Source organism: Rothia sp. QJM3NY_36 (assembly GCF_056173115.1).
The window spans coordinates 2,288,915-2,310,321 of sequence record NZ_CM149658.1; the positions used below are offsets into that span (position 1 = coordinate 2,288,915).

Sequence of the window (21,407 nt, forward strand, 5' to 3'; positions counted from 1 at the left end):
GGTCCGCGATGTACGAGATCAATCCCTACGCCGCCGAGTTCCTCGGCACGATGATCATGTGCATCATCGGCTGCGGCGCCATCGCCACCGTGGAGCTGCGCCGCTCCAAGGGGCACGGAGACAACTTCTTCACCATCGCCTTCGGCTGGGGCTTCGCCGTCGCCTTCGGCGTGTACGCCTCCCACCACTACTCCGGCGGGCACCTGAACCCCGCCGTGACCCTGGGCCTGGCCGCCTACGGCGAGTTCCCGTGGGCCCGCGTCCCCGGGTACATGCTCGCCCAGCTCGGCGGGGCCATGGTCGGGGCCGGCTTCGTCTTCCTGAACTACCTGCCGCACTGGAAGGCGACCGCGGACCCCAAGATCAAGCTCGGCGTGTTCGCCACCGTCCCGGCGATCCACAACTACTTCACCAACTCCCTCTCGGAGATGATCGGCACCTTCATGCTGGTCTTCTCCGCGCTGTACACCGGCGTAAACTTCACCCCGGGCCTGGAGGGCTCCGCGCTGACCCTGAACCTCAACGACGTCCTCAAGCCCCTGGCCTACGGGTTCATGGTCGCGGTGCTGGTCGTCGGGCTGGGCGGGCAGACCGGGTACGCGCTGAACCCGGCGCGCGATCTCGGCCCGCGGATCATGCACGCGATCCTGCCCATCCACGGGAAGGGCTCCTCCCGCTGGTACTACGCCTGGGTGCCCGTGTTCGCCTGCCTGTCCGGCGGGTTCATGGGCGGGGCGTTCTTCTCCCTGTACTACCGCGGCCAGTTCACCCCGTGGCTGTGGATCTCGATGGCGTGTGCGGTGGCCGTGCTGCTGTTCGGGATGTGGGCCAACACCCACATGCCCCGCTCCGCCTCGGCCGAGGTGGTCCCGGAGGGCGAGACGACCGTGGCCACGGCGGCCGCTGGGGCGGCCACCTACATCCCCACCGGGGCGATCCCGCGGGTGGTGGTCCAGCAGGCCGGGGACGACGCCGGGGACGCCTCCCCCGAGGAGGGCTCGGATCCGGCCGATCGTCGTCGGGCGGTTACCGACCGGGAGGGTCTGCGCCCGGGTCCGGCCGGGGGCACGCGCGGGGTCCGCTCCGGGGATCCGCACCGGCCCGACGGGCGGGGCCCGCTGGACTGAGCGGCGGGGCCGAATCCGGTGTTCGACGTCGGGCGGGTGTGAAAGGATGGGCGCATGAATCCCACTCCTGTCCAGGACCTCCGCCATGCCCTGCGCGAGGCCGGGGCCCAGTCGGTGCGCGGCGAGCAGCTGCAGGTGGGTGACTGGATCCTGGCGGGCGGCTCGGTCGCGTGCATCCAGAAGATCACCCCGCGGGTCATCCAGACCGGCCCGGACACCTACCTCCCCTTCCACGACGACGAGGAGTACCTGCAGATCCCGGTCGGCTTCCTGCCGCCGCAGGCCACCGGCCGCACCCGGCGCCCCGCGGATCAGACCGGCTCCCCCTTCGACCTGCCCGCCCCCGCCGCACCGACGACGCCGGCCGGTGACGCCGATCGCGGGTCGGGCCCTTCTGCCGCAGAGCCGGGGCCGGACGCCGAGTCCCGCCGCTCGTCGGGATCCCCGCGCGAGGCCGCTCCGTCCTACCTGGACCCCTTCCGCGTCAGCTGACTGGCCCCTCCCCTTCCCCGCGGCCGCTCCCGCCGCGTTGGGGAGGGGTTTCGGCGTTTGGGAGCCTCGAGAACGCTCCCAAACACCGAAACCACTCCCACAGAATCGTCGATCACCCCGCCGAGGAACCGCACCTTGAGATCTTGCACCCCATCACGTCCCTGGCTCGCCCTGACCATCAGCGCCGCCCTGCTGCTCGGTGCGGGCGCGCCAGCAGCCGATGCGGCCCCGCCGAGCGGGCCGATCCCCTCGGCGCAGACCGCCCAGTCCGACACGTCGGGGCCCACACTGGCCCGCACCGCCGAAGGTACGGGCAAAGCCGAGCAGGCCAGCACTGAACCGGATACGGACCGGATCCTCGTGGACTTCGCCGATGGGGTGGATGATGCGACGAAGCAGCGCGTCATCGCCGAGACCGACGCCGAATCCCAGCCGCTGCGGGACGCCAAGGAGATCAAGGAGACCGCCACCGGACAGACCGTCGTCGCCTCGGCGGAGAAGCTGACCCCCACCGAGCAGAAGAGCGTGGTGCGAGACCTGCAGGCTGATCCCGCCGTCGTCTCCGCCGAACCGGACACCATCGTGCACCGCGCCACCGCCGCCTGGCAGGACAACCCGTCGGACTCCTACTTCTCCTCCCAGTGGAACCTCCGGGATATCGATGTCCCCGCGGCCTGGAAGCTGGCGACAGGGAAGAACGTGACCATCGGGATCACGGACACCGGCATCACCTCCCACCCGGAATTCAGCGGCAAGACGGGCACCGGCTACGACTTCGTCAGCGGAGACTACGACCGGGACGGCACCGGCGGGCGGGATGGGGACCCCACCGATCCCGGTGTTCTCAACAGCAGCGAGAACTGGCACGGCACCCACGTCGCCGGCATCGCTGCGGCCAAGACCAACAACGGCCTGGGGATCGCCGGGGTCGCCCCCGACGCCAGGATCTCCATGGCACGTTCTCTCGGGACCGGGGCCAGCGGCTACCAGTCGGACATCGCCGACTCCATCGTCTGGCTCTCCGGAGGCACCGTCCCCGGGGTGCCCCGGAACCCCAACCCGTCGGGCGTCATCAACGCCTCCATCTCCTGGCCCTCAGGCACCTGCCCGCAGATCATGAAGAACGCAATCGACTCCGCCCACGCGCGCAATGTGCCCGTGGTCGTCGCGGCCGGCAACACCGGGACCAACGCCGACTACGCCACCCCGTCCAACTGCCTCGGCGCGATCGTCGTCGGCGCGACGACCACGAACGACATCATCACCGGCTACTCGAACTGGGGTTCCATGCTGGACATCATGGCTCCCGGCGGGGCCGTGGGAGCAGGACAGGTCTTCTCCACCTGGAACAACGGGTGGTCTCAGCCCGGCGCCGCCTCCTACCGCTACATGAACGGGACCTCGATGGCCGCGCCCCACATCACCGGGGTGATCGCCCTGATGAAGGAGCGCAATCCGAGCCTGAGCGTCGAGCAGATCCGCAGCATCCTGTACTCCACGGGCACCTACAACGCCGGGTACCGCACGGTGGATGCCCGGGCGGCCGTCGCCGCCGTCACCCCGCAGTATCGCCTTGAGGGCAACATCAAGCGCTTCTACGACGCGAACGGAGGAGCCGCCCGCTTCGGGGCTCCGACCATGAACGAGCTCAGCGTCACCAACGGGGGCCGCACCCAGAACTACGCCAACGGGTATGGCATCTACTGGACGCAGCGCACCGGAGCGCACAGCCTCAGATGGGGCAGCGCCATCCCCAATGCCTTCGCCGCGGCGGGATGGGAGAACGGGTGGGGGTATCCCGACTCCGAGGAAGCAAGCGCCGGTGCCGGAGCGCGGTACCAGTCCTTCGACAAGTGGTTCGATGACGGGAAGAAGCCCATCGCCTTCTGGAAGTCCGGCACGGGGACCTTCACGGTGGAGCGCCGTTACAACATCGGGAAGTACTGGACCTCCCACGGCGCCCAGAGCGGCCTGGGAATGCCCGTCTCACAGGAGAAGCGGATCGGAGATACCGGGGCCTACCAGTTCTACCGATCCCTCGACGGCCAGTGGAAGTCCACCCTGGTCATGTGGACCCCGCAGCGCGGGGCGCACGCCATCAAGCAGTACGGCGCCATCGGGGCCTCCTGGGCCGCCGGCGGCCGTGAGACCGGGAAGTACGGCTGGCCCGTGAGCGACGAATACCGCAGCGGCAACACCATGCGGCAGGACTTCTCCAAGGGCTGGTCCCTGGAGTACGACCTGACCACTCACAACACCCGAGCCGTCAGAAGCTGATCCGGCCCCAGGCCGTTGCCCGGTGCCTCATATGGGAGCGGTTGCGGTGTCTGGGAGTGTTCTCAGCGCTCCCAGACACCGCAACCGCTCCCCAACCCGCGTCGCGGACGGGGTCAGGGGGTCACGACCCCGCCTGCGTGGCGTCGGTGAGGTCGTAGACCGTGGTGCCGTCCACCGTCGTCGAGGTGAAGTGGGCCTGCACCCACTCGTCGATCTGCTCGGCGGCATCCGATCCGCTGGAGGAGCCGCCCATCCCGGAGCTGATGGTCCCGGCGATGTAGTAGTGGATCTTCCCCTGGGCCACGAGCTTCTGGAACTCCTCCAGGGTGGGGGCGGGGTCCGTCCCGTTGTACCCGCCGACCGGCATCACGGACTCCCCCGAGGCCAGCTGGTACCCGGCGGCGTTGTTGGAGCCGACCACCGCCAGCATCCACTGGTAGCGGTCCGCGTCCTGGGAGAGGTAGCTGATCAGCTCGTCGCTGGGCTCGGAGGTGTTCAGCATCAGCCCGACGCCGCCCATCCCGCCGCCGGCACCGCCCGCGGCGCCCGGTTGGGTCGCGTCCTCCCCGGAGGAGGTTCCGGCCTGGCCCGCGCTCGACGATCCCGCTCCCGTCTGCCCGGAGCCTGACGCACCGGCGGTGCCGCCGCCCGTACCGCCGGCTCCGGCTCCCCCGGCGCCGCCGCCGGATCCCCCGGGGCCGCCGCCCGTCGCGGCACCGCCACCGCCGCCACCGCCGCCGGGGGCGCCCATCCCGCCGCCACCGGGTCCGGCGGTGATGATGGACCCGGTGTGTCCGGTGTTCAGCGTGGCGGCCGTGTATGCGGTGGGTCCGGCCAGGGAGGCCAGCACCGCCCCGGCCACCGCCAGACCCAGCAGCTGCCGGTGCAGCTGCGCCCCGAAGGCCAGGGCCGCCCCGCTGATCAGCGCGAGGAACAGGATCACCCAGCGCAGCAGCGGCAGGTACCCGTCCCGACCCAGCAGCACGAAGGCCCAGACCCCCGTGATCGCCGTGCAGAACCCGAGCACCGCGAACTGCCACGTGCCCCCGGCCAGGGCCTCCCGCCAGCTGCCCACCCGTTCGGGCGCCTCGCGCCGCTGGGCCTGCCCGACGTCGGCCCGGTGCAGCGGGGCCGTCTGCGGATCCACTGCGACCTCCACCTCCGGCGCACCCGCCGCGCCCTTCACGGTCGGTGCGTCGGCGACGTCGCGGGCGAACCACCGCTCAGCCCGCGCCGCATCCCACACGATCGCGGCACCCGTGCCGATCATCGCGGCGATCGCCGGGGCCAGGGCCACCGAGTAGTAGGCGTGCTGGATGCCCTGCATGATCGAGAACACCACCCAGGTGGTGAGGAACCACGAGCCCCACACCACCAGCGTCGCGCGGCGTCGGTCGGTGCGGGCGGCCCGCCGGGTGATCCACAGGGCCGCCGCGGTGAGGATGATCGCGGCCGGCATCAGCCAGGAGATCTGCCCGCCGAAGGAGGAGTCGAACATCCGGAACATCGTGGGGCTGGCGGTAGCGCCCCCGCCGACCGACCCGGTCTCCTCCCCGGAGATCCGTCCCAGGCCGTTGTACCCGAAGGTCAGATCCCAGAAGCTGTTGGTCTGCGATCCGCCGATGTACGGCCGATCCGACGCCGGGGTGAGCATCACCAGCGCGACCCACCAGCCGGCCGCGACCACCAGGGCCGCGAGCGCCGCCGCGAGCCCTGCCAGCCGGCGTCGGAGCGTGCCCCGGGCCAGCACCAGGTACGCCAGGCCGAAGCCCGGGACCACCAGCAGACCCTGCAGCTGCTTGGTGAGGAACGCGAAGCCCAGGGCGGCACCGCACAGCACCATCCAGCGGATCCGCCCCGAGTCGATGGCCCGCACCGTCGCATAGGCCGCCAGGGACATCAGCAGCAGGAGCAGGGCCTCCGGGTTGTCATAGCGGAACATCAGGGCCGCCACCGGGGTGGCCGCCAGCGCGTACCCGGCCAGCAGCCCCGGGCCGCGCCCGACGGCGCGCGCCACCGAGGCGTACACCAGCGCCACCGAGGCGACCCCCATGAGCACCTCGGGGACCATCAGGGACCAGGTGGACAGCCCGAACAGCTTCACCGATAGCGCCATCGGCCACAGGGAGGCCGGCGGCTTGTCCACGGTGATGGAGTTGCCGATGTCCGAGGAGCCGAACAGGAAGGCCTCCCAGTTATCCGCCCCCGCCTGGGCGGCCGCGGCGTAGAAGCCGTTGCCCCACCCGTTGGCGCCGAGGTTCCACAGGTAGGCGGCGGCCGTGAGCGCCAGCAGCAGCCACACCGGCCAGGACCAGCGGACCCGCGCGGTGGTGGCGGTGGGAGGCTCGACGGCGTCGTCGTGACGGCGGAAGCGGCGCGAGCGCGCGATCCGCGGGGATCGGGCGGGGCGATTCGGGAGGGACTGGGTGGCCACGAGGGTCTCCTTGCACGGGGTTGCGGAAGCGGAATCTGCCTCCACGGTGGCGCCCGCGCGTGTGCGCCGCACCGGCCGCGCCTGTGGCCCTCCTGTGCACGGGGACCTCCGCCGCCCCCCTCCCCCCCCCGCGGGGACTCCCGCCGCATTTGGGAGGGGTTTCGACGTGTGGGAGCGTCCTCGTGGCTCCCAAACACCGAAACCCCTCCCACACCGGGCGGGGCAGGCGGAGTAGGGGGCGAGGCGGGTCAGCCCTGGGCGCCGGTGGGGTCCCCCGCGGGGGTGGCGACCGCCAGGGCCTCACCGCCGGCCGGAGCGTTGTGGAATTCCACGAGGTCCCAGCCGCCCCGCGGGTCCCCCTCGGCGATCACGTACCCGGTGTTGGCCAAGGGGGTGTTCTCCATCTGCGCCACATCCAGACCGCGGATCCGGGCGGAGGCCCAGCAGCGGATCGCCGCGCCGTGGGAGAACACCGCTGCCGTGCCCTCGGGGCCGACGGCGTGCGCGGCGCGGGCCGCGGCGTCGTCGTACCGGGCGAAGAACTGCGCGCCCGTGGGCCCGCCCGGCATCGCCAGCTCTCGGTCCCCCCGGGCCCAGGCGAAGGCGGTGCCGATGTAGGTGCGCTGGTTCTGCGCGGTGTTGGTCCCCTCCAGGTCCCCGGCCTGCACCTCCCGGAAGCCGTCCAGCTCCACGGGGTCGATGCCGCGCACGCGCACCAGCGGAGCGGCCGTGAGGTGGGTGCGCACCAGGGTGGAGACGAAGATCCGGTCCACCGGCTGCTGTGCGAGCGCGTCGGGGACGGCCTCGGCCTGCGCGAGACCCAGCTCGGTGAGACCGGGACCGGGGGCGTCGGTGTCCAGAAGACCGTGGATGTTGGAGGGGGTCTGCCCGTGGCGGACGAGGATCAAGCGCATGGCTTCGATCCTTTCACGCCCCGCCCACCGGCCCCTCCGACGACCCCGGGTGATCTCCCCCGGCGACGTCGTGGCGATGCCCTGACGACGTCGTGGCGATTGGGGAGCCTTCCGGTGCTTCGGGAGCCCTGGCAGTGCTCCCGAAACACCGGAAGGCTCCCGAGACGGCGGCACCCCTGAAACGGGGCCCGGAAAACGGCACCCCCGAAGCGGGGCCCCGAGACGGGAAGGCCCGGGCCCCTACGCCAGCGGCTCCCCCTGCACCGGCCCCTCGGTGTTGGGCTTCCAGCCCAGCTCCGGGGCGATGTGCTCGGCGAAGTTCCGCAGGATGTGCACGTTCAGGTCCACCCCGATCTGCGAGGGGATCGTGAGCATCAGGGTGTCCGCGGCCTGCACGGCGGCGTCGTTCTTCAGCTGCGCGACCAGCTCATCCGGCGCGCCCGCGTAGGTGCGGCCGAAGGTGGCGCGGTACCCGTCGATGATGCCGATCTGGTCCCCGTCCGTGCCCCCGGCGCCGAACAGCATCCGGTCCCGCTGATCCACCACCGGGAACACCGACCGGGAGACGGACACCCGGGGGCTGCCCTCGTGTCCGGCCTCCTTCCAGGCGGCCCGGTAGCGCTGGATCTGCTCGGCCTGCAGGTCCCCGAAGGCGTCGCCGGTGGCCTCGGTGAGCAGGGTCGAGCTCATCAGGTTGACCCCCATGCGCCCGGCCTGCTCGGCGGTGTCCCGGGAGCCTGCGCCCCACCAGATGCGCCGATCCAGCCCCGGGGAATGCGGCTCCACCGCCAGTTTCCGACCGGGCCCGTACTGCTCCGGGTCCGCCGTGGCCAGGGCCTCCCCGCGCACCGCGCGCAGGAAGAGGTCGAACTTCGCCCGGGCCAGGTCCGCCCCGCGGGGATCCTTCGACCCCGTGTATCCGAAGGTCTCCCAGCCGCGCAGGGCCGGCTCGGGGGATCCCCGGGACACCCCCAGGGCCACCCGGCCGTCGGAGAGCAGGTCCAGGGCCGCGGCCTCCTCCGCCAGGTGCAGCGGGTTCTCGTACGACGAGCGGATGGAGCGGGTCGACATGCTGCGGGCGCTGGGCAAGCAGCTCGAGAACGAGGCGCTTCGTCATGAGGACGAGGCGCGCAGGATCACCGGCAGGGTCCGATGATGGAGATGACGGAATAGCCCCGGCCAGGGCCGGCCGGGGCTATCGGTGAAGAGGGAGAGGTCCATGCTCGGCAGGTGCGCTGGGCCGGTCGTGATCTTGGGTCAGGTGAGTTCGGTGATGAGGTCGCGGATGCGGGATCCGATCTCGTTATGGATGGGGTGCACCGCGTCGAGCTCAAGTCCTGCGGGGTTGTTCAACTGCCAGTCCTCGTAGCGTTTGCCGGGGAAGATCGGGCAGGTGTCGCCACATCTCGTCGTGCTCACTGCAGCCGAGGTCTGCGCGGTATCGGTGGCGAGCAGCGTGGCATGGTCGAAGGGTTGGATTGCGCACACGGCGAGGGCCTCGCCAGTGGCGAGGCCCTCGTGGCTGTTCCTATGACACAGCATCGAAGTTCCGTGGGAAGGATCAGCCTTCTGTCTTGGCGTCCTGGCAGCAGCTCATGTCTGCCTGCCGAGGTGCTTCAGTGTTGGTGTTCTGCTGCTTATCGTCTTCGTCGGCCGGGACGATCTCGACGTTGCAGCAGTCCGACTGCTCGTTCTTCGAGCGTCCGGTGAACAGGTCCTTCAGTCCCATGGTGGTTCCTTTCCTGTGGTGGGTTTACGGGGACAGTTGTCGGGATCAGGCTGTGATCGTGAGGATGTAGCCGCCGGCGATCGCGACGGCCAGGATGCTAACGACGAATGTCACGAGAAGCCGTGGCTTGAAGACCGCCGTGAGCATCGAGACCTCTGGCGGGGAGGCCCCGGCCCCGCCGATCATCAGGGCGAAGATCGGGCCGAGGGCCACACCGGCGGACTGGAGGGCCAGCCCGATCGGGAGCATGGTCTCCAAGCGGATGTAAAGTGGGATGCCGATGATCGCCGCGAGGGGTACCGCCCACCAGATGTTGGCTCCGGCGAAGGCGGTCAGCTGATCCTCGGGGACGAACTCGTAGATCGCGGCTCCGATCGCCACGCCGATGAGCAGGGGCACAAGCAGGGGGCGCAGATCGGTCCAGGCTTGGCGGAGCGCTCCGGGCATCTCGTCGCGCATTCCTTTCCACGGCTCGGGCGTCTTCTCGCCCTGTACGCGCACGCGCTTGAGCGCCTTCTCCAGGCCCAGGCCGCGCCATACCCACGGGGCGAGCAGTGAGACGGCCAGGGTGAAGAGCGTGTAGACGATGGCGGTCGTCCACCCGAAGATGATTCCGATGCCGCCGACGATGATCGGGTTGAGCAGCGGTGAGGCGATGAGGTAGGTCATCGCTGTCTGGAAGGCGACCCCGGCGTTGAGCATTCCGACCAGCATCGGCAGTGTCGAGCAGGAGCAGAATGGAGTCACCGCCCCCAAAAGTAGTCCCTTGATGGGTCCGGGGACTTTCCCGCTGCTCATCCAGTCGCGCATCTTCTCCGGGCCGAATCGCCGGTTGATCAGCGCGACGACGGTCGAGACGACGAGGAAGAGGGCCAGCAGCTCGCCCAGCAGCAGTGCGAAGGTGCCGAGCGTGTCAGTCAGCATCGGTCACCACACTGCGTGCCGGGATCTCGGCCTCGGTGCAGCAGGCTCGCTGTCCGGCGGGAGTCAGGGTTGCAAGGTGGGCCAGCCATTGGACTGGGGCGGCCAACTGTTCGCAGCAGATCGAGATGAGGTTCGACCGGCCCTGCGGGGCCACTTCGATCAGTTCCGCTTTGAGCAGGGCGGAGACGTGGTGGCTGACCAGTGCCTGGCTGAGGCCGGTGGCCTCCTGCAGCTGCTTGTTCGTCTTGGCGCCATCGGCGAGGCACAGCACGATTGTCAGACGGTTCTCGTCGGCCAGAGCCGAGAGGGTGGGGGCCAGGTAGGCGGCGCGTTCTTTGGCCGAGAGGTCCGAGGCCACGGCCGGAATTTGTATCGGTGAAGACATACCTCCACACTAACAAGCGACCGCTTATGACACAAGCGACGGCTTATCTATTGTGGGGGTGACGCCGCGGGGAGATGGCTGGTGATGTCATGGACTGCGTCCTTGGCCGTCCTGCCCGTCCCGATCAGGGTGGCTGAGGCGAAGCCGGTCCAGTCCCCGTACCCGAGCAGGTGCAGGCGGGGCTCGTCGGCGGAGCGTGTGCCGATGGTCTTGGGCACGCCGTTCTCGCGCCTCAGGCCCAGGGAGGCGAGATGGTTCAGGGCGGGACGGAAACCGGTGCACCAGATGATCGCGTCGTAGGGATCCATGGTGCCGTCGCTCCAGGCCGCTCCCTCGGCGGTGAGCCGGTCGAACAGGGGGCGGGGACGCAGCACGCCGCGGTCGCGGGCAGCACGGACACTGGGGACCATGACGATGTCGCCCAGACCGGAGACCCCATCGGCATGTGTTCCCGCCTTCCGGGCGGCTTCTTCTCGGGTGGCGGTGTCGAAGAGCACGCGGCCATCGACATCATCGGGCATGAACCGGGGCGGGTGTCGGGTCGCCCAGGTCGTCTCCGCGATGGTGGAGACCTCGGCGACGATCTGCGCGGCGGAATTGCCGGCACCGACGACCAGCACCCGCTGGCCGCAGAATCGCTCCGGGACGGAATAGTCGACCGTGTGTAGCTGCTCGCCCGCGAACTCGGCCATGCCCGGATAGGCGGGCATGAAGGGGGTTTCCCAGGTGCCGGTAGCACTGATGACAAACGCGGCGTGCCAGGTGCCCCGGTCGGTCTCAACGCTGAGCCCGCGGCTGTGGGCGCGGACGTCGCTGACCTGGACGGGCCGGTGCACGGGCAGCTCGTAGCGCTGTTCGTAGTCGTGCAGGTACTCGACGACGTGACCGGCGGTGGGGAACCTCTCGCCCCGCTGGCGCGGCATCGGCCAGCCCGGCAGCGGGCTGTACTCGGCCGGGGAGAACAGTCGCAGCGAGTCCCAGCCGTGACGCCAGGCGCCGCCTGCACGGTCCTGCCGGTCGAGGATCACGAAGTTCAGCGCCGCCCGGCGCAGATAGTAGCCGGCGGCCAGGCCCGCTTGGCCACCGCCGATCACAACGACGTCGGCATGCTCACTCATCGGTCTCCTGAGGACCGAGCAGTTCGGCGATGAGGATGCGGACGCGGGTCTCGATCTCGTTCCGGATAGTGCGCACTTCCTCGAGCCCAAGCCCTGCGGGGTCGTCGAGCTGCCAGTCCTCGTAGCGCTTGCCGGGGAGAAACGGGCAGGTATCGCCGCACCCCATCGTGATGACCACATCAGCGGTCTGCACCGCGTCGGGGGTCAGCAGCTTCGGACGCTCGGCCGTGATGTCGATGTCGACCTCGCGCATGGCCTCGACCACGGCCAGGTTGAGCTGGTGGGCGGGCTCCGACCCAGCGGAGCGGACCGCGATGCGGCCCGCGGCGTGGTGGGTTAGGAAGGCGGCGGCTATCTGGGAGCGCCCGGCGTTGTGGACGCAGACGAACAACACCGTCGGAGTGGTATCGGTGGTCATCGGGGGCTCGTTTCGTTCTGGTAGGGGTCGGTGCGGAACCAGCGGCGTGCAGCCCACAGGGAGACGTAGACGAGAGCGACGAGGACAGGCACCTCGATCAACGGGCCGACCACCCCGGCCAGCGCCTGCCCACTGGTTGCGCCGAAGGTGCCGATGGCGACGGCGATGGCGAGCTCGAAGTTGTTGCCCGCCGCGGTGAACGCCAGCGTGGTGGATCGGGCGTAGCCGAGGCCGATGCCCTTGCCGAGCAGGAGGCCTGTGAACCACATGAACGCGAAGTAGACAAGCAACGGCAACGCGATCCTCGCGACATCGAGGGGATTATGCGTGATGGCTTCGCCTTGGAGGGCGAAGAGCAGCACGATCGTGAACAGCAGCCCGTAGAGCGCCCACGGCCCGACGCGCGGGATGAACTTCTCCTCGTACCAGGCGCGGCCCTTGCGTTTCTCACCGATCCAGCGGGTCGCGAACCCCGCGACCAGCGGTACGCCGAGGAAGACGAGCACGTTGAGGGCGATCTGCCCGACCGAGACGTCCAGACCCTGGGTGTCGAGGCCGAGCCAGCCGGGGAGGGTCGTGAGGTAGAACCAGCCGAGGAACGAGAACGCGATGACCTGGAAGATCGAGTTGATCGCCACCAGCACGGCGGTGGCTTCGCGGTCACCGCAGGCGAGGTCGTTCCAGATCACGACCATCGCGATGCAGCGGGCCAGGCCGACGATGATGAGGCCGGTGCGGTACTCGGGCAGATCGGGCAAGAACAGCCAGGCGAGGGCGAACATGACCGCGGGGCCGAGCAGCCAGTTCAGCACCAGCGAGGACACCAGGAGTTTCTTGTCGCCGGTGACGGCGGCGATCTTGTCGTAGCGGACTTTCGCGAGCACCGGGTACATCATCACCAGCAGGCCCAGTCCGATCGGCACCGAGATGCCCGCGACCTCCATCCTCGTGAGCACGTCAGCCAGGGCGGGGATGAAGCGGCCCAGGAGGAGGCCGGCGATCATCGCCAGCCCGATCCAGACCGGCAGCCACTTATCCAACGTCGACAACTGCCGCCTCGCCGCAGGCGCAGGCGCTGGGGTATTCGTGCTCGTGGTGTTCGGGGGTGCGGGCATCGTGCTGCTCAGTCTCCTCGTTAGCTCGGGGTATGCGGTTAGTTCGTAGGCTTAGTGGCGCGGATGATCGCGGCGTGCATCCCGTCCGCGGCCTCGTGCGTGAACTCCACGCTCGCACCCGTGAACCCCGCCTTGGCGAGGCCGTCGAGGTACTCGGTCTTCGACAGGGCTCCGGCGATGCACCCAACGTAGGAACCGCGGTCAGCACGCTCTTCGGGGGTGAGGCGGTCTTCGGCGACGACATCGGAGACCCCGATACGGCCACCCGGCGCGAGGACGCGGAAAATCTCGGCAAGGACGGCGGGCTTGTCGGAGGAGAGGTTGATGACGCAGTTGGAGATCACCACATCCACCGACCCGTCCGAAAGCGGTATGTCCTCGATGGTGCCCTTGAGGAACTCGACGTTCTCCGCCCCGGCCTCGATCTTGTTCTTCTCGGCCAGGGCGAGCATTTCGTCGGTCATGTCCACGCCGTAGGCGAACCCGGTCGGTCCGACACGGCGTGCGGAGAGCAGCACATCGATGCCGCCACCGGAGCCGAGGTCGAGCACCCGCTCACCCTCGTGCAGCTCAGCGACCGCCGTGGGATTGCCACAGCCCAAGCTGGCCTCGACCGCCTCCAATGGGAGTCCGGCGGCGGTCGCCTCGTCGTAGAGACCCGCGCCGAAGCTCCGCTCGGTCGGAGCGCAGTACGAGTCGTCGGCCGCCTCATTCGATCCCTCTGTGGCGGAGGTGCTGGAACAGCACGAAGAGACAGACGCCTCTTCGACCAGGAGATCAGCGTTGCGGGTGCCGGTGGTGACCGCGGTCGCGGCCTGGGCGTAGCGGGCGCGGACTTGTTCGCGCAGCTCGGTGTTCTCGTTCTCGCTCATTGCCTGCTCCATTTCCCGCGGGGCGCCCCGACAACATATTGATGCTCGTCGATGCATCGACAGTTGTCAATGCATGGCGTAGGGTCGAGGGCATGCCGATCTCACTGCCGCTGGTCGCGACCGACACGGGAGGATGTTGCGCCCCCGTCACGGGTGGGGTGCTCGCGGTCGAGGATGCGCAGCAGTTGGCGCGGTTGTTCAAGGCGCTCGGTGATCCGACCCGTGTGCGGCTGTTGTCGATGATCACTGCGCAGTCCGGCGGGGAGGCGTGTGTGTGCGATCTGACCGAGCCTGTCGGCCTCTCCCAGCCCACGGTCTCGCATCACATGAAGCAGCTCGTCGACGCCGGCCTGGTCACGCGTGAGCAGCGCGGCAGGTGGGCCTACTACGCGGTCGTTCCCGAGATCCTGGGGATGCTCTCGGCCGCGCTCGACCCGCAGACACTGAGCACTGACACTCCCGCGGGCTCCTGCTGAGGAGATTCGGGGTTCAGCGGCGCAGGGCGGCGTAGCGGTGCCACGATGCTCCCGCGAGGGTTCCGGTTCGTCGGCCTCATGCTCAAGGCAGCGCTGCTGGTGCTGCCGGAGGACGACGGCCCCGACTCCCGCGAGACGAAGGGTGCGCTGCGCACGGCATGGCGGGAGTTCCAGGCGTTCCAGGCCCGCTCGCCCATCTGGCGGCTCGCGCTCATGGCCGTGCTGTACACGGTCGGCTTCATGGTCGTGCGGCTGCTGCTGACGCAGGCGATGGGGATCTTCCAGAACGTCTGGATCGCAGGCGGCATCTCGGCGCTCGTCGCCTCGGTGATCGTCGCCCCGACGCTCATCAGCAACCTCATCAAGGGGGTCGGCTCCAAGACGGGCGTGAAGGTCACGAAGGACAAGAGCGACCGCGATGTCGAGCATGTGCGCCGGGACGAGGGCGTGAAGCCGTCGCCGGCCGACGAGGCCGGGTTCATCCCTGAGGTCCCTGAGGACGACAGCGACTGGAGGCAGTCTGCGTGAGACCCGCACTCCGTTACCTCCCACACGGCAAGCGCCCCGGACGAGATGTCCGGGGCGCTTCTGTGTGTCGTGGGGGCTCAGGTGGTCGCGTAGGCACCGGAGCCGCTCAGGGCGGCGTAGAGGGTCGTGCGTGACACACCCAGCTCCCTGGCCACCCGAGCATGGGCGACGCCCGCCTCGACCCGCTCGCGGGCCTCAGTGATCTGCTCGGGGCTCAGGCGCACCGTCCTGGCATAGGTGCCCTTCTTCTTGGCGATGGCGATGCCCTCGGCCTGGCGCTCTCGGATGGTCGCCCTCTCGAGCTGTGCCATCGCAGCCAGCACGGTGAGCATGAACTCTCCCTGCGGCGTATCGGTGTTCAGCGCAGGATTGTCGATGAACTCGATCTGGACGTCCTTGGCGCGCAGTTGCTCGACGAGGGCGAGCAGGTCGGTGGTCGACCGGGCGAGGCGGTCGGGGCTCTTGACGAGCACGGTGTCGCCCTCGCGGACGTACTCGATCATCCGGGTCAGCTCGGGGCGCTCCCGACTGCTGCCGGAGATCTTCTCCGTGAAGATCTTGTCGGCCCGGCTGAGCACCTCGAGCTGCCGGTCGAGGTGCTGGTCGGCCGAGCTGACCCGCGCGTAGCCGACGAGCTTACCTGTGGTGTTCATATCGTGTAGACCCCCTGTGCAGATGTGTCCATCCTATCAAAATGCGACCCTGGTGAACAGCTCGTAGTCAGGGACTCGCCCCGTGTTCAACGGGTACACCTCGCTGGACAGGTGCTCAGCTGGTAGGTGACCACACTGTGGATGTGATGGCTTGGTGGCGGGTTTCTGTGATTGCTCAGTGGCGGTGCAGGCGCGGTCAGGTGTCGGCCGTGGTGCGGCGCAGCTCGCGGTAGATGGTGGTGCGGGAGACGCTGAACAGCTCGGCGAGCTCGGCTTGGGTGTGTTCGCCGGCCGTGTGCAACGTCAGCAGGTGCTTGCGCCGAGAGGGCGAGAGCTTGGGCTTCTTGCCTTTGAGTTTGCCCTTGACGCCTGTGACCGAGTGTTCAGTTCGCGCTGTATAGTTCACTGCATGCTGACTATTGCTTCGCGTCTCGACGTGATGAACCGCCTGGGTCGTGCACTGGCCGACCCCACTCGATCCCGGATCATCTTGACCCTGCTCGACCATCCCGCTTACCCGGCGGAACTGGCCCGAGATCTGGACCTGACACGCCCGAACGTGTCCAACCACCTGGCATGCCTGCGCGATTGCGGGATCGTCGTCTCCGAGCCCGAGGGTCGTCGGACACGATATGAGATCGCCGATTCGCACCTGGCGCAGGCGCTGACGGCACTGGTCGATGCCACCCTGGCAGTGGACGAAGACGCCCCGTGCATCGATCCCGCCTGCTCGCTTCCCGGATGCGACGCAGCTGGGGAGGGCGCATGATCCTCACCTCGGTCTTGCAGGCGATGGGCCTGTTCGCAGCGACCAACATCGACGACATCATCGTGCTCTCCCTCTTCTTCGCGCGAGGGGCAAGCCAGCGCGGCACTACCGCCCGCATTCTGGCCGGCCAGTACCTCGGATTCGCCGGCATCCTCGGTGCCGCGGTCCTGGTGACCACCGGCGCCGGAGCATTCCTGCCCTCGGCAGTCATCCCGTACTTCGGTCTCATCCCTCTGGGCCTCGGCCTCTGGGCCGCATGGCAGGCCTGGCGCGGAGACGATGACGACGATGACGACGAGGCCAAGGTTGCCGGCAAGAAGGTCGGCGTGTGGACAGTCGCAGGCGTCACCCTTGCCAACGGCGGCGACAACATCGGCGTCTACACCCCTGTCTTCCTCAGCGTGGAACCTCTCGCAGTAGTCGCCTACTGCATCGTCTTCCTCGCGCTCGTCGCGGTCCTGGTGGCCCTGGCAAAGTTCGTCGCCACCCGCCCCCCGATCGCCGAAGTTCTCGAACGCTGGGAGCACATCCTCTTCCCCATCGTTCTCATCGGCCTCGGCATCGTGATCCTTGTCAGCGGCGGAGCCTTCGGACTCTGACGTAGCGGCAGCGATCCAAACGGCCCCGACCGGGCGCACCCCTCTCGGTCCAGACCGCGACACCTACCTGCAGCCAGTCCTGCGTGATCACGGCAACAAGACCGCCACAGAGCGCTGCAAAAACCCCGCCACCAAGCGAACGAAGCCACAACCACACCTCCCGATGCCCGGTGATCCGACGAAGGAGGATCGACGGGCGCCCTGTTCTGCGTGCGGGACCTCAGCCGTCCTCGAGTCGACGCAAGATGTTCGCCAACAGAATCACGGCATCCGCGGTGATGCCGGTCGTGGTCCGGTCGGCCTTCGGTGAGTGCTTCATCTTGTGGGCGAGAGCCGATGCCTTCTTGGTCAGCCCCCGCAGCTCCTCATTGGACTTGCCGGGCAAACGGTGGTCGATGTACGCGCCGATGCGGATGTCGGTCTTGTCCACCGGAGGCTCTGAGAGTCCCGGTGGGCAGTGCACCTCAGGGTCGTAGACATGGGCGCTGAGCGCCTCGAGGACGCCGACGCAGCGGTTGCCCACGTCCTTGTAGTCGACAGGCGTGGAGGCTGACCTGAAGCGATGCCGCAGCTGTGAGATGTGATCGTAGACGTCAGTCCAGCCGAGATCGCCGTGCGGCGAGATGCCTTCGGTCAGTTCGCCCATGAACTGCTGTTCCTCTGCCTCCTCGAGCTGATCTTGGATCGGCCGGAACACCTTCTCGATGATGTCGCGCCGAGCTTGCCAATCCCCATAGGCACCTTCAGCGATCCAGTGACTGTGGAAGGACGAGAAGTCGCGCCACGGAGGGTCGAAGACGATGCCTCTTCGCTTGAGGAGCATGCGGAGCGCCCTGAGCGCGGCCCTCGCCTCGTCCTCGTCGGTCCGCAGGTGCGACTTCTCGGTGCCGTAGGACTCGTACTCTGCTCGGACGAGCCTGGTGAGCTCGAGCGCTGTCTCCAGTGGGTTCGGGTCGTGGGCGGTGCCCTGTGCGAGCTGGGTGATCAGGTCGGCGTTGAGAACCGGCTTCGATGAATCCCAGGGGTTGCCAGTCCCTGCTGGCTCCTGGAAGAAATCACTAATGCGCATGCTTCATTATCCCTTGACCCCTGCATTCACGGAGATCAAGAAAAAGACCCCCGAGGAGCGGATGCTCCCCGGGGGTCTCGTGATCGCGCTCAGCTCTCCTGCTTCTGCAGCAGCTTCGAGGTGACGTGGTTCTGGTGCGGGATGGTGATCGAGCCGTCGTCGTTGACCGTGCCGTAGACGTTGTAGCTCATCAGGCCGACGAAGGTCAGCTCGTCGCCGTTGCGGCTCCACGAGCAGTCCTCGTCGATCTCGGCCTGCGGGTTGGTCCGCTCCTGGTGGCCGCAGGTGCCGTCCTCGCCGAGGATCAGCATGTAGCGCCCCTCCTTGGCGTCGAGGTAGGTGCCCTCGAGGTTGTTGCCGCTGCAGCCGGCGAGCAGGGCGGTGGCGGCGATGGCGAGCGTGGTGGCGGTGATCAGGTGGCGTCGCATGGTGGGGCTCCTATGGGAGGCAGGGATCTGTCAGACATGCTATAGGCGCGTTTACGTGACAGTGCAGTAAACGCGCCTATAGATCAGAGGTTGCGGAAGACGATGACGCCGCCGTCCTCGGCGTCCTCGACCGTGTAGTCCATGAGCAGGTCACGTGCCCACTGGTCGTAGTCGATGTAGCGGCGGGCCTCATCGGAGACACCCTCAAGGAGGCCGCCCTCCTCAAGCATGTGGTCGGCGTACTCGCGTCATGAGCACCACTCGCCCTTGTACACGTCCTCGAACGCCTCGAGCGACGGGAAGTCGCCCTCACCCTCGGCGACATAGCTGCCGGACCGGACCCAGGCGAAGAGGGCTTCCTGCTGGTGCTCCGGCACCGAGGTGAGGACGCGACCCCACTGGGCCGCGGTCATGGGGTCCATCTCGCCGGTGACAGGGGATGCCCTCGTGGTCCATCACCCAGAGTTCTTCGTGGTCGGTCGCGTGACCGTGCAGCTGGGCAGGGGTGACCTCGTCGCAGTCCTCGGCGTCGTACCACCTGCCGACGAGATCGGCTTCTGAATAACACGTGAGACAGCCAAGCCACGCGCGGGGCTCGGTGTGGCGGATGATGCGGGCGCTGGTCGTCATGGGGTCCTCCTCGTCCGTGAGCAGGCTGATCACCTACTCCTCGGGAGGTCTCCCGGCCACGCCTGGCGTGGCGTGTCAGCGGCTGCTGTGCCACTTCGACGACACGAGCGTCATGAAGCTAAGTGCTCGTAGCGCATGTTCGTTTTATGGCTCTCGTTTTCTCGGTCCGCGTCCCTCTACAGGTACCGGCAGACCTGGTCTGGGCTGCATGTGTCGGGGTCCGGGTGCGCGGCGTCGTGCCGGAGGTCGGCGATGGTGCCGTGCAGGGCGGTGAGCTGGGCGATCTGCTGCTCGATCTCGGCCAGGCGCGCGTCGAGGAGGTCTCGCACGTGCTCGCAGGGCGCGTGGCCGCTGTCGCGGATGTCGAGGATTTGGTGGATCTGGGCGAGGGTGAGGCCTGCGGCCTGGCCACGGTGAACGAAGTCGATCCGGGCGACGGCGTCGGGCGCGTAGTCGCGGTACCCGGATGGCGTCCGGTCGGCCGGGGGCAGCAGTCCCTGCTCTTCGTAGAACCGGAGCGTCTTCGAGGTGGTGCCCGCGCGTTCGGCGAGTTCTCCGATGCGCATTGCGGCCTCCGATCATTCGGCAGGGGCCACGCTTGGCCTTCCCCTGCACTGGAAGGTCCAGTATGGCTGAAACGGAACAGAAGTCCAAGCCTTGACGGGAGCAGCGATGCCTACGAAGTACGATCTCGCCATCATCGGATCGGGCGGCGGAGCGTTCGCCGCCGCGATTCGCGCGACCATGCTCGGGAAGTCGGTGGTGATGATCGAGCGTGGCACGCTCGGCGGCACCTGCGTGAACACGGGCTGCGTGCCGTCGAAGGCCCTCATCGCCGCCGCCGATGCACGGCACGTCGCCGCCGACGCCGCCGACCGGTTCCCGGGGATCGCGACGACGGCAGGCCCAGAGGACATGCCCGCGCTGATCGCCGGGAAGCAGGCGTTGGTCGAGACGATGCGGGGCGAGAAGTACGCCGACGTCGCCGATTCATACGGGTGGCACGTCCGGCGGGGAGACGCCGGGTTCGCGGGCACCCCGGACGCGCCGGTGTTGGAGGTCACCGCCGCAGACGGAGCGGTCGAGACGATCGAGGCCGAGCACTACCTGGTCGCCACCGGTGCGCGGCCGTGGGCTCCGCCGATCGACGGCCTGGACGAGGCCGGGTACCTGACCTCGACCACGGCGATGGACCTGACCGAGGTCCCCGAGTCGATGCTGGTGCTCGGCGGCGGCTACGTTGCCCTGGAGCAGGCGCAGCTGTTCGCCCGCCTCGGCTCCCAGGTCACCGTGCTGGTGCGGTCCCGGCTCGCGTCGAAGGAGGAGCCGGAGGTGTCCCGGACACTGCAGGAGGTGTTCGCCGACGAGGGCATCCGGGTGGTCCGCCGCGCGGTGCCGACCCGGGTGTCCCGGGACGCGGCGACCGGGCAGGTCGTGGTTACCGCGGACGTGTCCGGCGGCTCGCAGGAGTTCCGCGCCGACCAGGTGCTCGTCGCCCTCGGACGCCGTCCCGTCACCGACGGCTTGAACCTCGATGCGGTCGGGGTGAAGACCGGGGACTCCGGCGAGGTGGTCGTCTCCGACCATCTGCAGTCGTCGAACCCGCGGATCTGGGCCGCGGGCGACGTGACCGGGCACCCGGAGTTCGTCTACGTCGCGGCCCACCACGGCACCCTCGTTGCCGAGAACGCGTTCGCCGACGCCGACCGGTCCGTCGACTACTCCCATCTGCCGCGGGTGACGTTCACCGGACCGGCGATCGGCGCGGTCGGGATGACCGAGAAGGAGGTCGTCGCCGCGGGGATCCGCTGCGACTGCCGCGTGCTGCCCCTGGAGTATGTGCCCCGGGCGGTGATCAACCGCGACACCCGCGGGTTCATCAAGATCGTCGTGAACGCCGATACGAGCGAGATCCTCGGCCTCACCGCCGTCGCCAAGGACGCCGGGGAACTCGCCGCCGCAGGCCTCCACGTGCTCGGCAAGACCATCGCCGAAGTCGCCGACGCCTGGGCCCCCTACCTGACCATGACCGAAGGCATCCGGATCGCCGCGAAGTCCTTCACCACCGACCCGTCACTGCTCTCGTGCTGCGCATGAACGGCAACGCATGCAATCGGGGAGATCTCATCCGGAAGAGGTGCAGACGATGAGCGCCGATCACGACCGCGACGAACGGCGCGCCGGTCCCATCGTCGCCGCAGGGACCGGGCTGCTCCTACTGGCATGCTGCGCGCTTCCGTTGCTGCTCTCCTGCGGCCTGCCGCTCATCGCGGCGGGCGGAGCACTCGCAGGCGTCGGAGGGCTCCTCGGCAATCCCTGGATCATCGGTGCCGGGATCGCCGTCGCGATGGCCGTCACGGCCGGGATGCTCGTCAGGCTACGGCGGCGGCACCGAGGCCGCAGGACTGGCTGCTGCGAAAATCCTTCGACTGCTGATCGGAACCGGTAGC

General features: G+C 68.6%; 27 protein-coding genes and 1 pseudogene. 10 read left to right on the forward strand and 18 right to left on the reverse strand.

Features of this window, described 5'->3' with window-relative positions; all coding sequences use genetic code 11:
• Positions 1 to 8 precede the first annotated feature (8 nt).
• The 3 genes from AC0VXQ_RS10205 to AC0VXQ_RS10215 all read left to right on the forward strand — a co-directional run bounded on the left by AC0VXQ_RS10205 (position 9) and on the right by AC0VXQ_RS10215 (position 3,896).
• Positions 9 to 1,127, forward strand: a complete 1,119-nt coding sequence (locus tag AC0VXQ_RS10205; protein ID WP_081046213.1) for an MIP/aquaporin family protein — start codon at positions 9 to 11, stop codon at positions 1,125 to 1,127.
• Positions 1,128 to 1,181: 54 nt separating this feature from the next.
• Entirely contained in the window at positions 1,182 to 1,619 is a 438-nt protein-coding gene (locus AC0VXQ_RS10210; RefSeq protein WP_058730558.1) for a hypothetical protein, read from the forward strand.
• Between the two features lie 135 nt (positions 1,620 to 1,754).
• The gene (locus tag AC0VXQ_RS10215; RefSeq protein WP_131797936.1) at positions 1,755 to 3,896 is read left to right on the forward strand and encodes a S8 family serine peptidase; all 2,142 of its coding nucleotides are present in this window, start codon (positions 1,755 to 1,757) and stop codon (positions 3,894 to 3,896) included.
• 121 nt (positions 3,897 to 4,017) lie between these two features.
• On the opposite strand, the gene AC0VXQ_RS10220 is transcribed toward AC0VXQ_RS10215, so the two are convergent.
• The 11 genes from AC0VXQ_RS10220 to arsM form a co-directional block, all read right to left on the reverse strand.
• Positions 4,018 to 6,330, reverse strand: a complete 2,313-nt coding sequence (locus tag AC0VXQ_RS10220; protein WP_475528634.1) for an ArnT family glycosyltransferase — start codon at positions 6,328 to 6,330, stop codon at positions 4,018 to 4,020.
• Positions 6,331 to 6,578: 248 nt separating this feature from the next.
• Entirely contained in the window at positions 6,579 to 7,244 is a 666-nt protein-coding gene (locus AC0VXQ_RS10225) for a histidine phosphatase family protein (RefSeq protein ID WP_475528636.1), read from the reverse strand.
• A 240-nt stretch (positions 7,245 to 7,484) separates the two neighbouring features.
• A complete protein-coding gene (locus AC0VXQ_RS10230) occupies positions 7,485 to 8,315 on the reverse strand; it encodes an LLM class flavin-dependent oxidoreductase (RefSeq protein ID WP_100463407.1) in 831 nt (276 codons plus the stop codon).
• Between the two features lie 186 nt (positions 8,316 to 8,501).
• Complete coding sequence (locus AC0VXQ_RS10235; RefSeq protein ID WP_174520361.1) at positions 8,502 to 8,732, reverse strand: low molecular weight phosphatase family protein; 231 nt, start codon at positions 8,730 to 8,732, stop codon at positions 8,502 to 8,504.
• Between the two features lie 73 nt (positions 8,733 to 8,805).
• Positions 8,806 to 8,973, reverse strand: a complete 168-nt coding sequence (locus tag AC0VXQ_RS10240) for a hypothetical protein (RefSeq protein ID WP_165590097.1) — start codon at positions 8,971 to 8,973, stop codon at positions 8,806 to 8,808.
• A gap of 45 nt (positions 8,974 to 9,018) precedes the next feature.
• Entirely contained in the window at positions 9,019 to 9,897 is an 879-nt protein-coding gene (locus tag AC0VXQ_RS10245; RefSeq protein WP_475528639.1) for a permease, read from the reverse strand.
• Positions 9,887 to 10,255, reverse strand: a complete 369-nt coding sequence (locus AC0VXQ_RS10250) for an ArsR/SmtB family transcription factor (protein ID WP_224799551.1) — start codon at positions 10,253 to 10,255, stop codon at positions 9,887 to 9,889. Before AC0VXQ_RS10250 ends, AC0VXQ_RS10245 begins: the two co-directional genes overlap by 11 nt.
• 74 nt (positions 10,256 to 10,329) lie before the next feature.
• Positions 10,330 to 11,400, reverse strand: coding sequence for an ArsO family NAD(P)H-dependent flavin-containing monooxygenase (locus tag AC0VXQ_RS10255; protein ID WP_475528641.1), 1,071 nt, complete (start codon positions 11,398 to 11,400; stop codon positions 10,330 to 10,332).
• Positions 11,393 to 11,818: an arsenate reductase ArsC gene (locus AC0VXQ_RS10260; RefSeq protein WP_224799550.1), complete on the reverse strand. Its 426-nt coding sequence runs from the start codon at positions 11,816 to 11,818 to the stop codon at positions 11,393 to 11,395. Before AC0VXQ_RS10260 ends, AC0VXQ_RS10255 begins: the two co-directional genes overlap by 8 nt.
• Positions 11,815 to 12,933: an ACR3 family arsenite efflux transporter gene (gene arsB / locus AC0VXQ_RS10265; protein WP_061225172.1), complete on the reverse strand. Its 1,119-nt coding sequence runs from the start codon at positions 12,931 to 12,933 to the stop codon at positions 11,815 to 11,817. The genes AC0VXQ_RS10260 and arsB overlap by 4 nt, the downstream gene beginning before the upstream one ends.
• A gap of 38 nt (positions 12,934 to 12,971) precedes the next feature.
• Complete coding sequence (arsM, locus tag AC0VXQ_RS10270; protein ID WP_475528644.1) at positions 12,972 to 13,805, reverse strand: arsenite methyltransferase; 834 nt, start codon at positions 13,803 to 13,805, stop codon at positions 12,972 to 12,974.
• Between the two features lie 92 nt (positions 13,806 to 13,897).
• On the opposite strand from arsM, the gene AC0VXQ_RS10275 reads away from it, so the two are divergent.
• Both AC0VXQ_RS10275 and AC0VXQ_RS10280 read left to right on the forward strand, forming a co-directional pair.
• On the forward strand, positions 13,898 to 14,281 hold the full coding sequence (locus tag AC0VXQ_RS10275) for an ArsR/SmtB family transcription factor (protein WP_081101466.1): 384 nt from the start codon (positions 13,898 to 13,900) through the stop codon (positions 14,279 to 14,281).
• Between the two features lie 78 nt (positions 14,282 to 14,359).
• Positions 14,360 to 14,809, forward strand: coding sequence for a hypothetical protein (locus AC0VXQ_RS10280; RefSeq protein WP_131800570.1), 450 nt, complete (start codon positions 14,360 to 14,362; stop codon positions 14,807 to 14,809).
• A gap of 77 nt (positions 14,810 to 14,886) precedes the next feature.
• On the opposite strand, the gene AC0VXQ_RS10285 is transcribed toward AC0VXQ_RS10280, so the two are convergent.
• Both AC0VXQ_RS10285 and AC0VXQ_RS10290 read right to left on the reverse strand, forming a co-directional pair.
• Positions 14,887 to 15,462, reverse strand: a complete 576-nt coding sequence (locus AC0VXQ_RS10285) for a recombinase family protein (RefSeq protein WP_058730778.1) — start codon at positions 15,460 to 15,462, stop codon at positions 14,887 to 14,889.
• 196 nt (positions 15,463 to 15,658) lie between these two features.
• Entirely contained in the window at positions 15,659 to 15,868 is a 210-nt protein-coding gene (locus AC0VXQ_RS10290; protein WP_475528646.1) for a helix-turn-helix domain-containing protein, read from the reverse strand.
• Between the two features lie 3 nt (positions 15,869 to 15,871).
• On the opposite strand from AC0VXQ_RS10290, the gene cmtR reads away from it, so the two are divergent.
• Entirely contained in the window at positions 15,872 to 16,231 is a 360-nt protein-coding gene (gene cmtR, locus AC0VXQ_RS10295) for a Cd(II)/Pb(II)-sensing metalloregulatory transcriptional regulator CmtR (RefSeq protein WP_006590980.1), read from the forward strand.
• On the forward strand, positions 16,228 to 16,830 hold the full coding sequence (locus AC0VXQ_RS10300; protein ID WP_224799547.1) for a cadmium resistance transporter: 603 nt from the start codon (positions 16,228 to 16,230) through the stop codon (positions 16,828 to 16,830). Before cmtR ends, AC0VXQ_RS10300 begins: the two co-directional genes overlap by 4 nt.
• Before the next feature lie 220 nt (positions 16,831 to 17,050).
• On the opposite strand, the gene AC0VXQ_RS10305 is transcribed toward AC0VXQ_RS10300, so the two are convergent.
• The 4 genes from AC0VXQ_RS10305 to AC0VXQ_RS10320 form a co-directional block, all read right to left on the reverse strand.
• Entirely contained in the window at positions 17,051 to 17,899 is an 849-nt protein-coding gene (locus AC0VXQ_RS10305; RefSeq protein ID WP_061225167.1) for a hypothetical protein, read from the reverse strand.
• An 89-nt stretch (positions 17,900 to 17,988) separates the two neighbouring features.
• A complete protein-coding gene (locus tag AC0VXQ_RS10310) occupies positions 17,989 to 18,327 on the reverse strand; it encodes a hypothetical protein (protein ID WP_058730781.1) in 339 nt (112 codons plus the stop codon).
• A gap of 83 nt (positions 18,328 to 18,410) precedes the next feature.
• A complete protein-coding gene (locus AC0VXQ_RS10315) occupies positions 18,411 to 18,557 on the reverse strand; it encodes an antirestriction protein ArdA (RefSeq protein ID WP_224799545.1) in 147 nt (48 codons plus the stop codon).
• Between the two features lie 18 nt (positions 18,558 to 18,575).
• Positions 18,576 to 18,740: a hypothetical protein gene (locus AC0VXQ_RS10320; protein ID WP_224799683.1), complete on the reverse strand. Its 165-nt coding sequence runs from the start codon at positions 18,738 to 18,740 to the stop codon at positions 18,576 to 18,578.
• A gap of 107 nt (positions 18,741 to 18,847) precedes the next feature.
• On the opposite strand from AC0VXQ_RS10320, the pseudogene AC0VXQ_RS10325 reads away from it, so the two are divergent.
• Positions 18,848 to 18,892, forward strand: a pseudogene (locus AC0VXQ_RS10325) (hypothetical protein); the annotation flags it as partial.
• A 241-nt stretch (positions 18,893 to 19,133) separates the two neighbouring features.
• Here the strand turns inward: AC0VXQ_RS10325 and AC0VXQ_RS10330 are convergent.
• Positions 19,134 to 19,523: a heavy metal-responsive transcriptional regulator gene (locus tag AC0VXQ_RS10330; protein ID WP_058730782.1), complete on the reverse strand. Its 390-nt coding sequence runs from the start codon at positions 19,521 to 19,523 to the stop codon at positions 19,134 to 19,136.
• A 106-nt stretch (positions 19,524 to 19,629) separates the two neighbouring features.
• Here AC0VXQ_RS10330 and merA point away from each other — a divergent pair, with 106 nt between their 5' ends.
• A complete protein-coding gene (merA, locus tag AC0VXQ_RS10335; protein WP_224799544.1) occupies positions 19,630 to 21,054 on the forward strand; it encodes a mercury(II) reductase in 1,425 nt (474 codons plus the stop codon).
• Between the two features lie 49 nt (positions 21,055 to 21,103).
• Entirely contained in the window at positions 21,104 to 21,406 is a 303-nt protein-coding gene (locus AC0VXQ_RS10340) for a hypothetical protein (protein WP_081046171.1), read from the forward strand.
• Position 21,407: the final 1 nt, after the last annotated feature.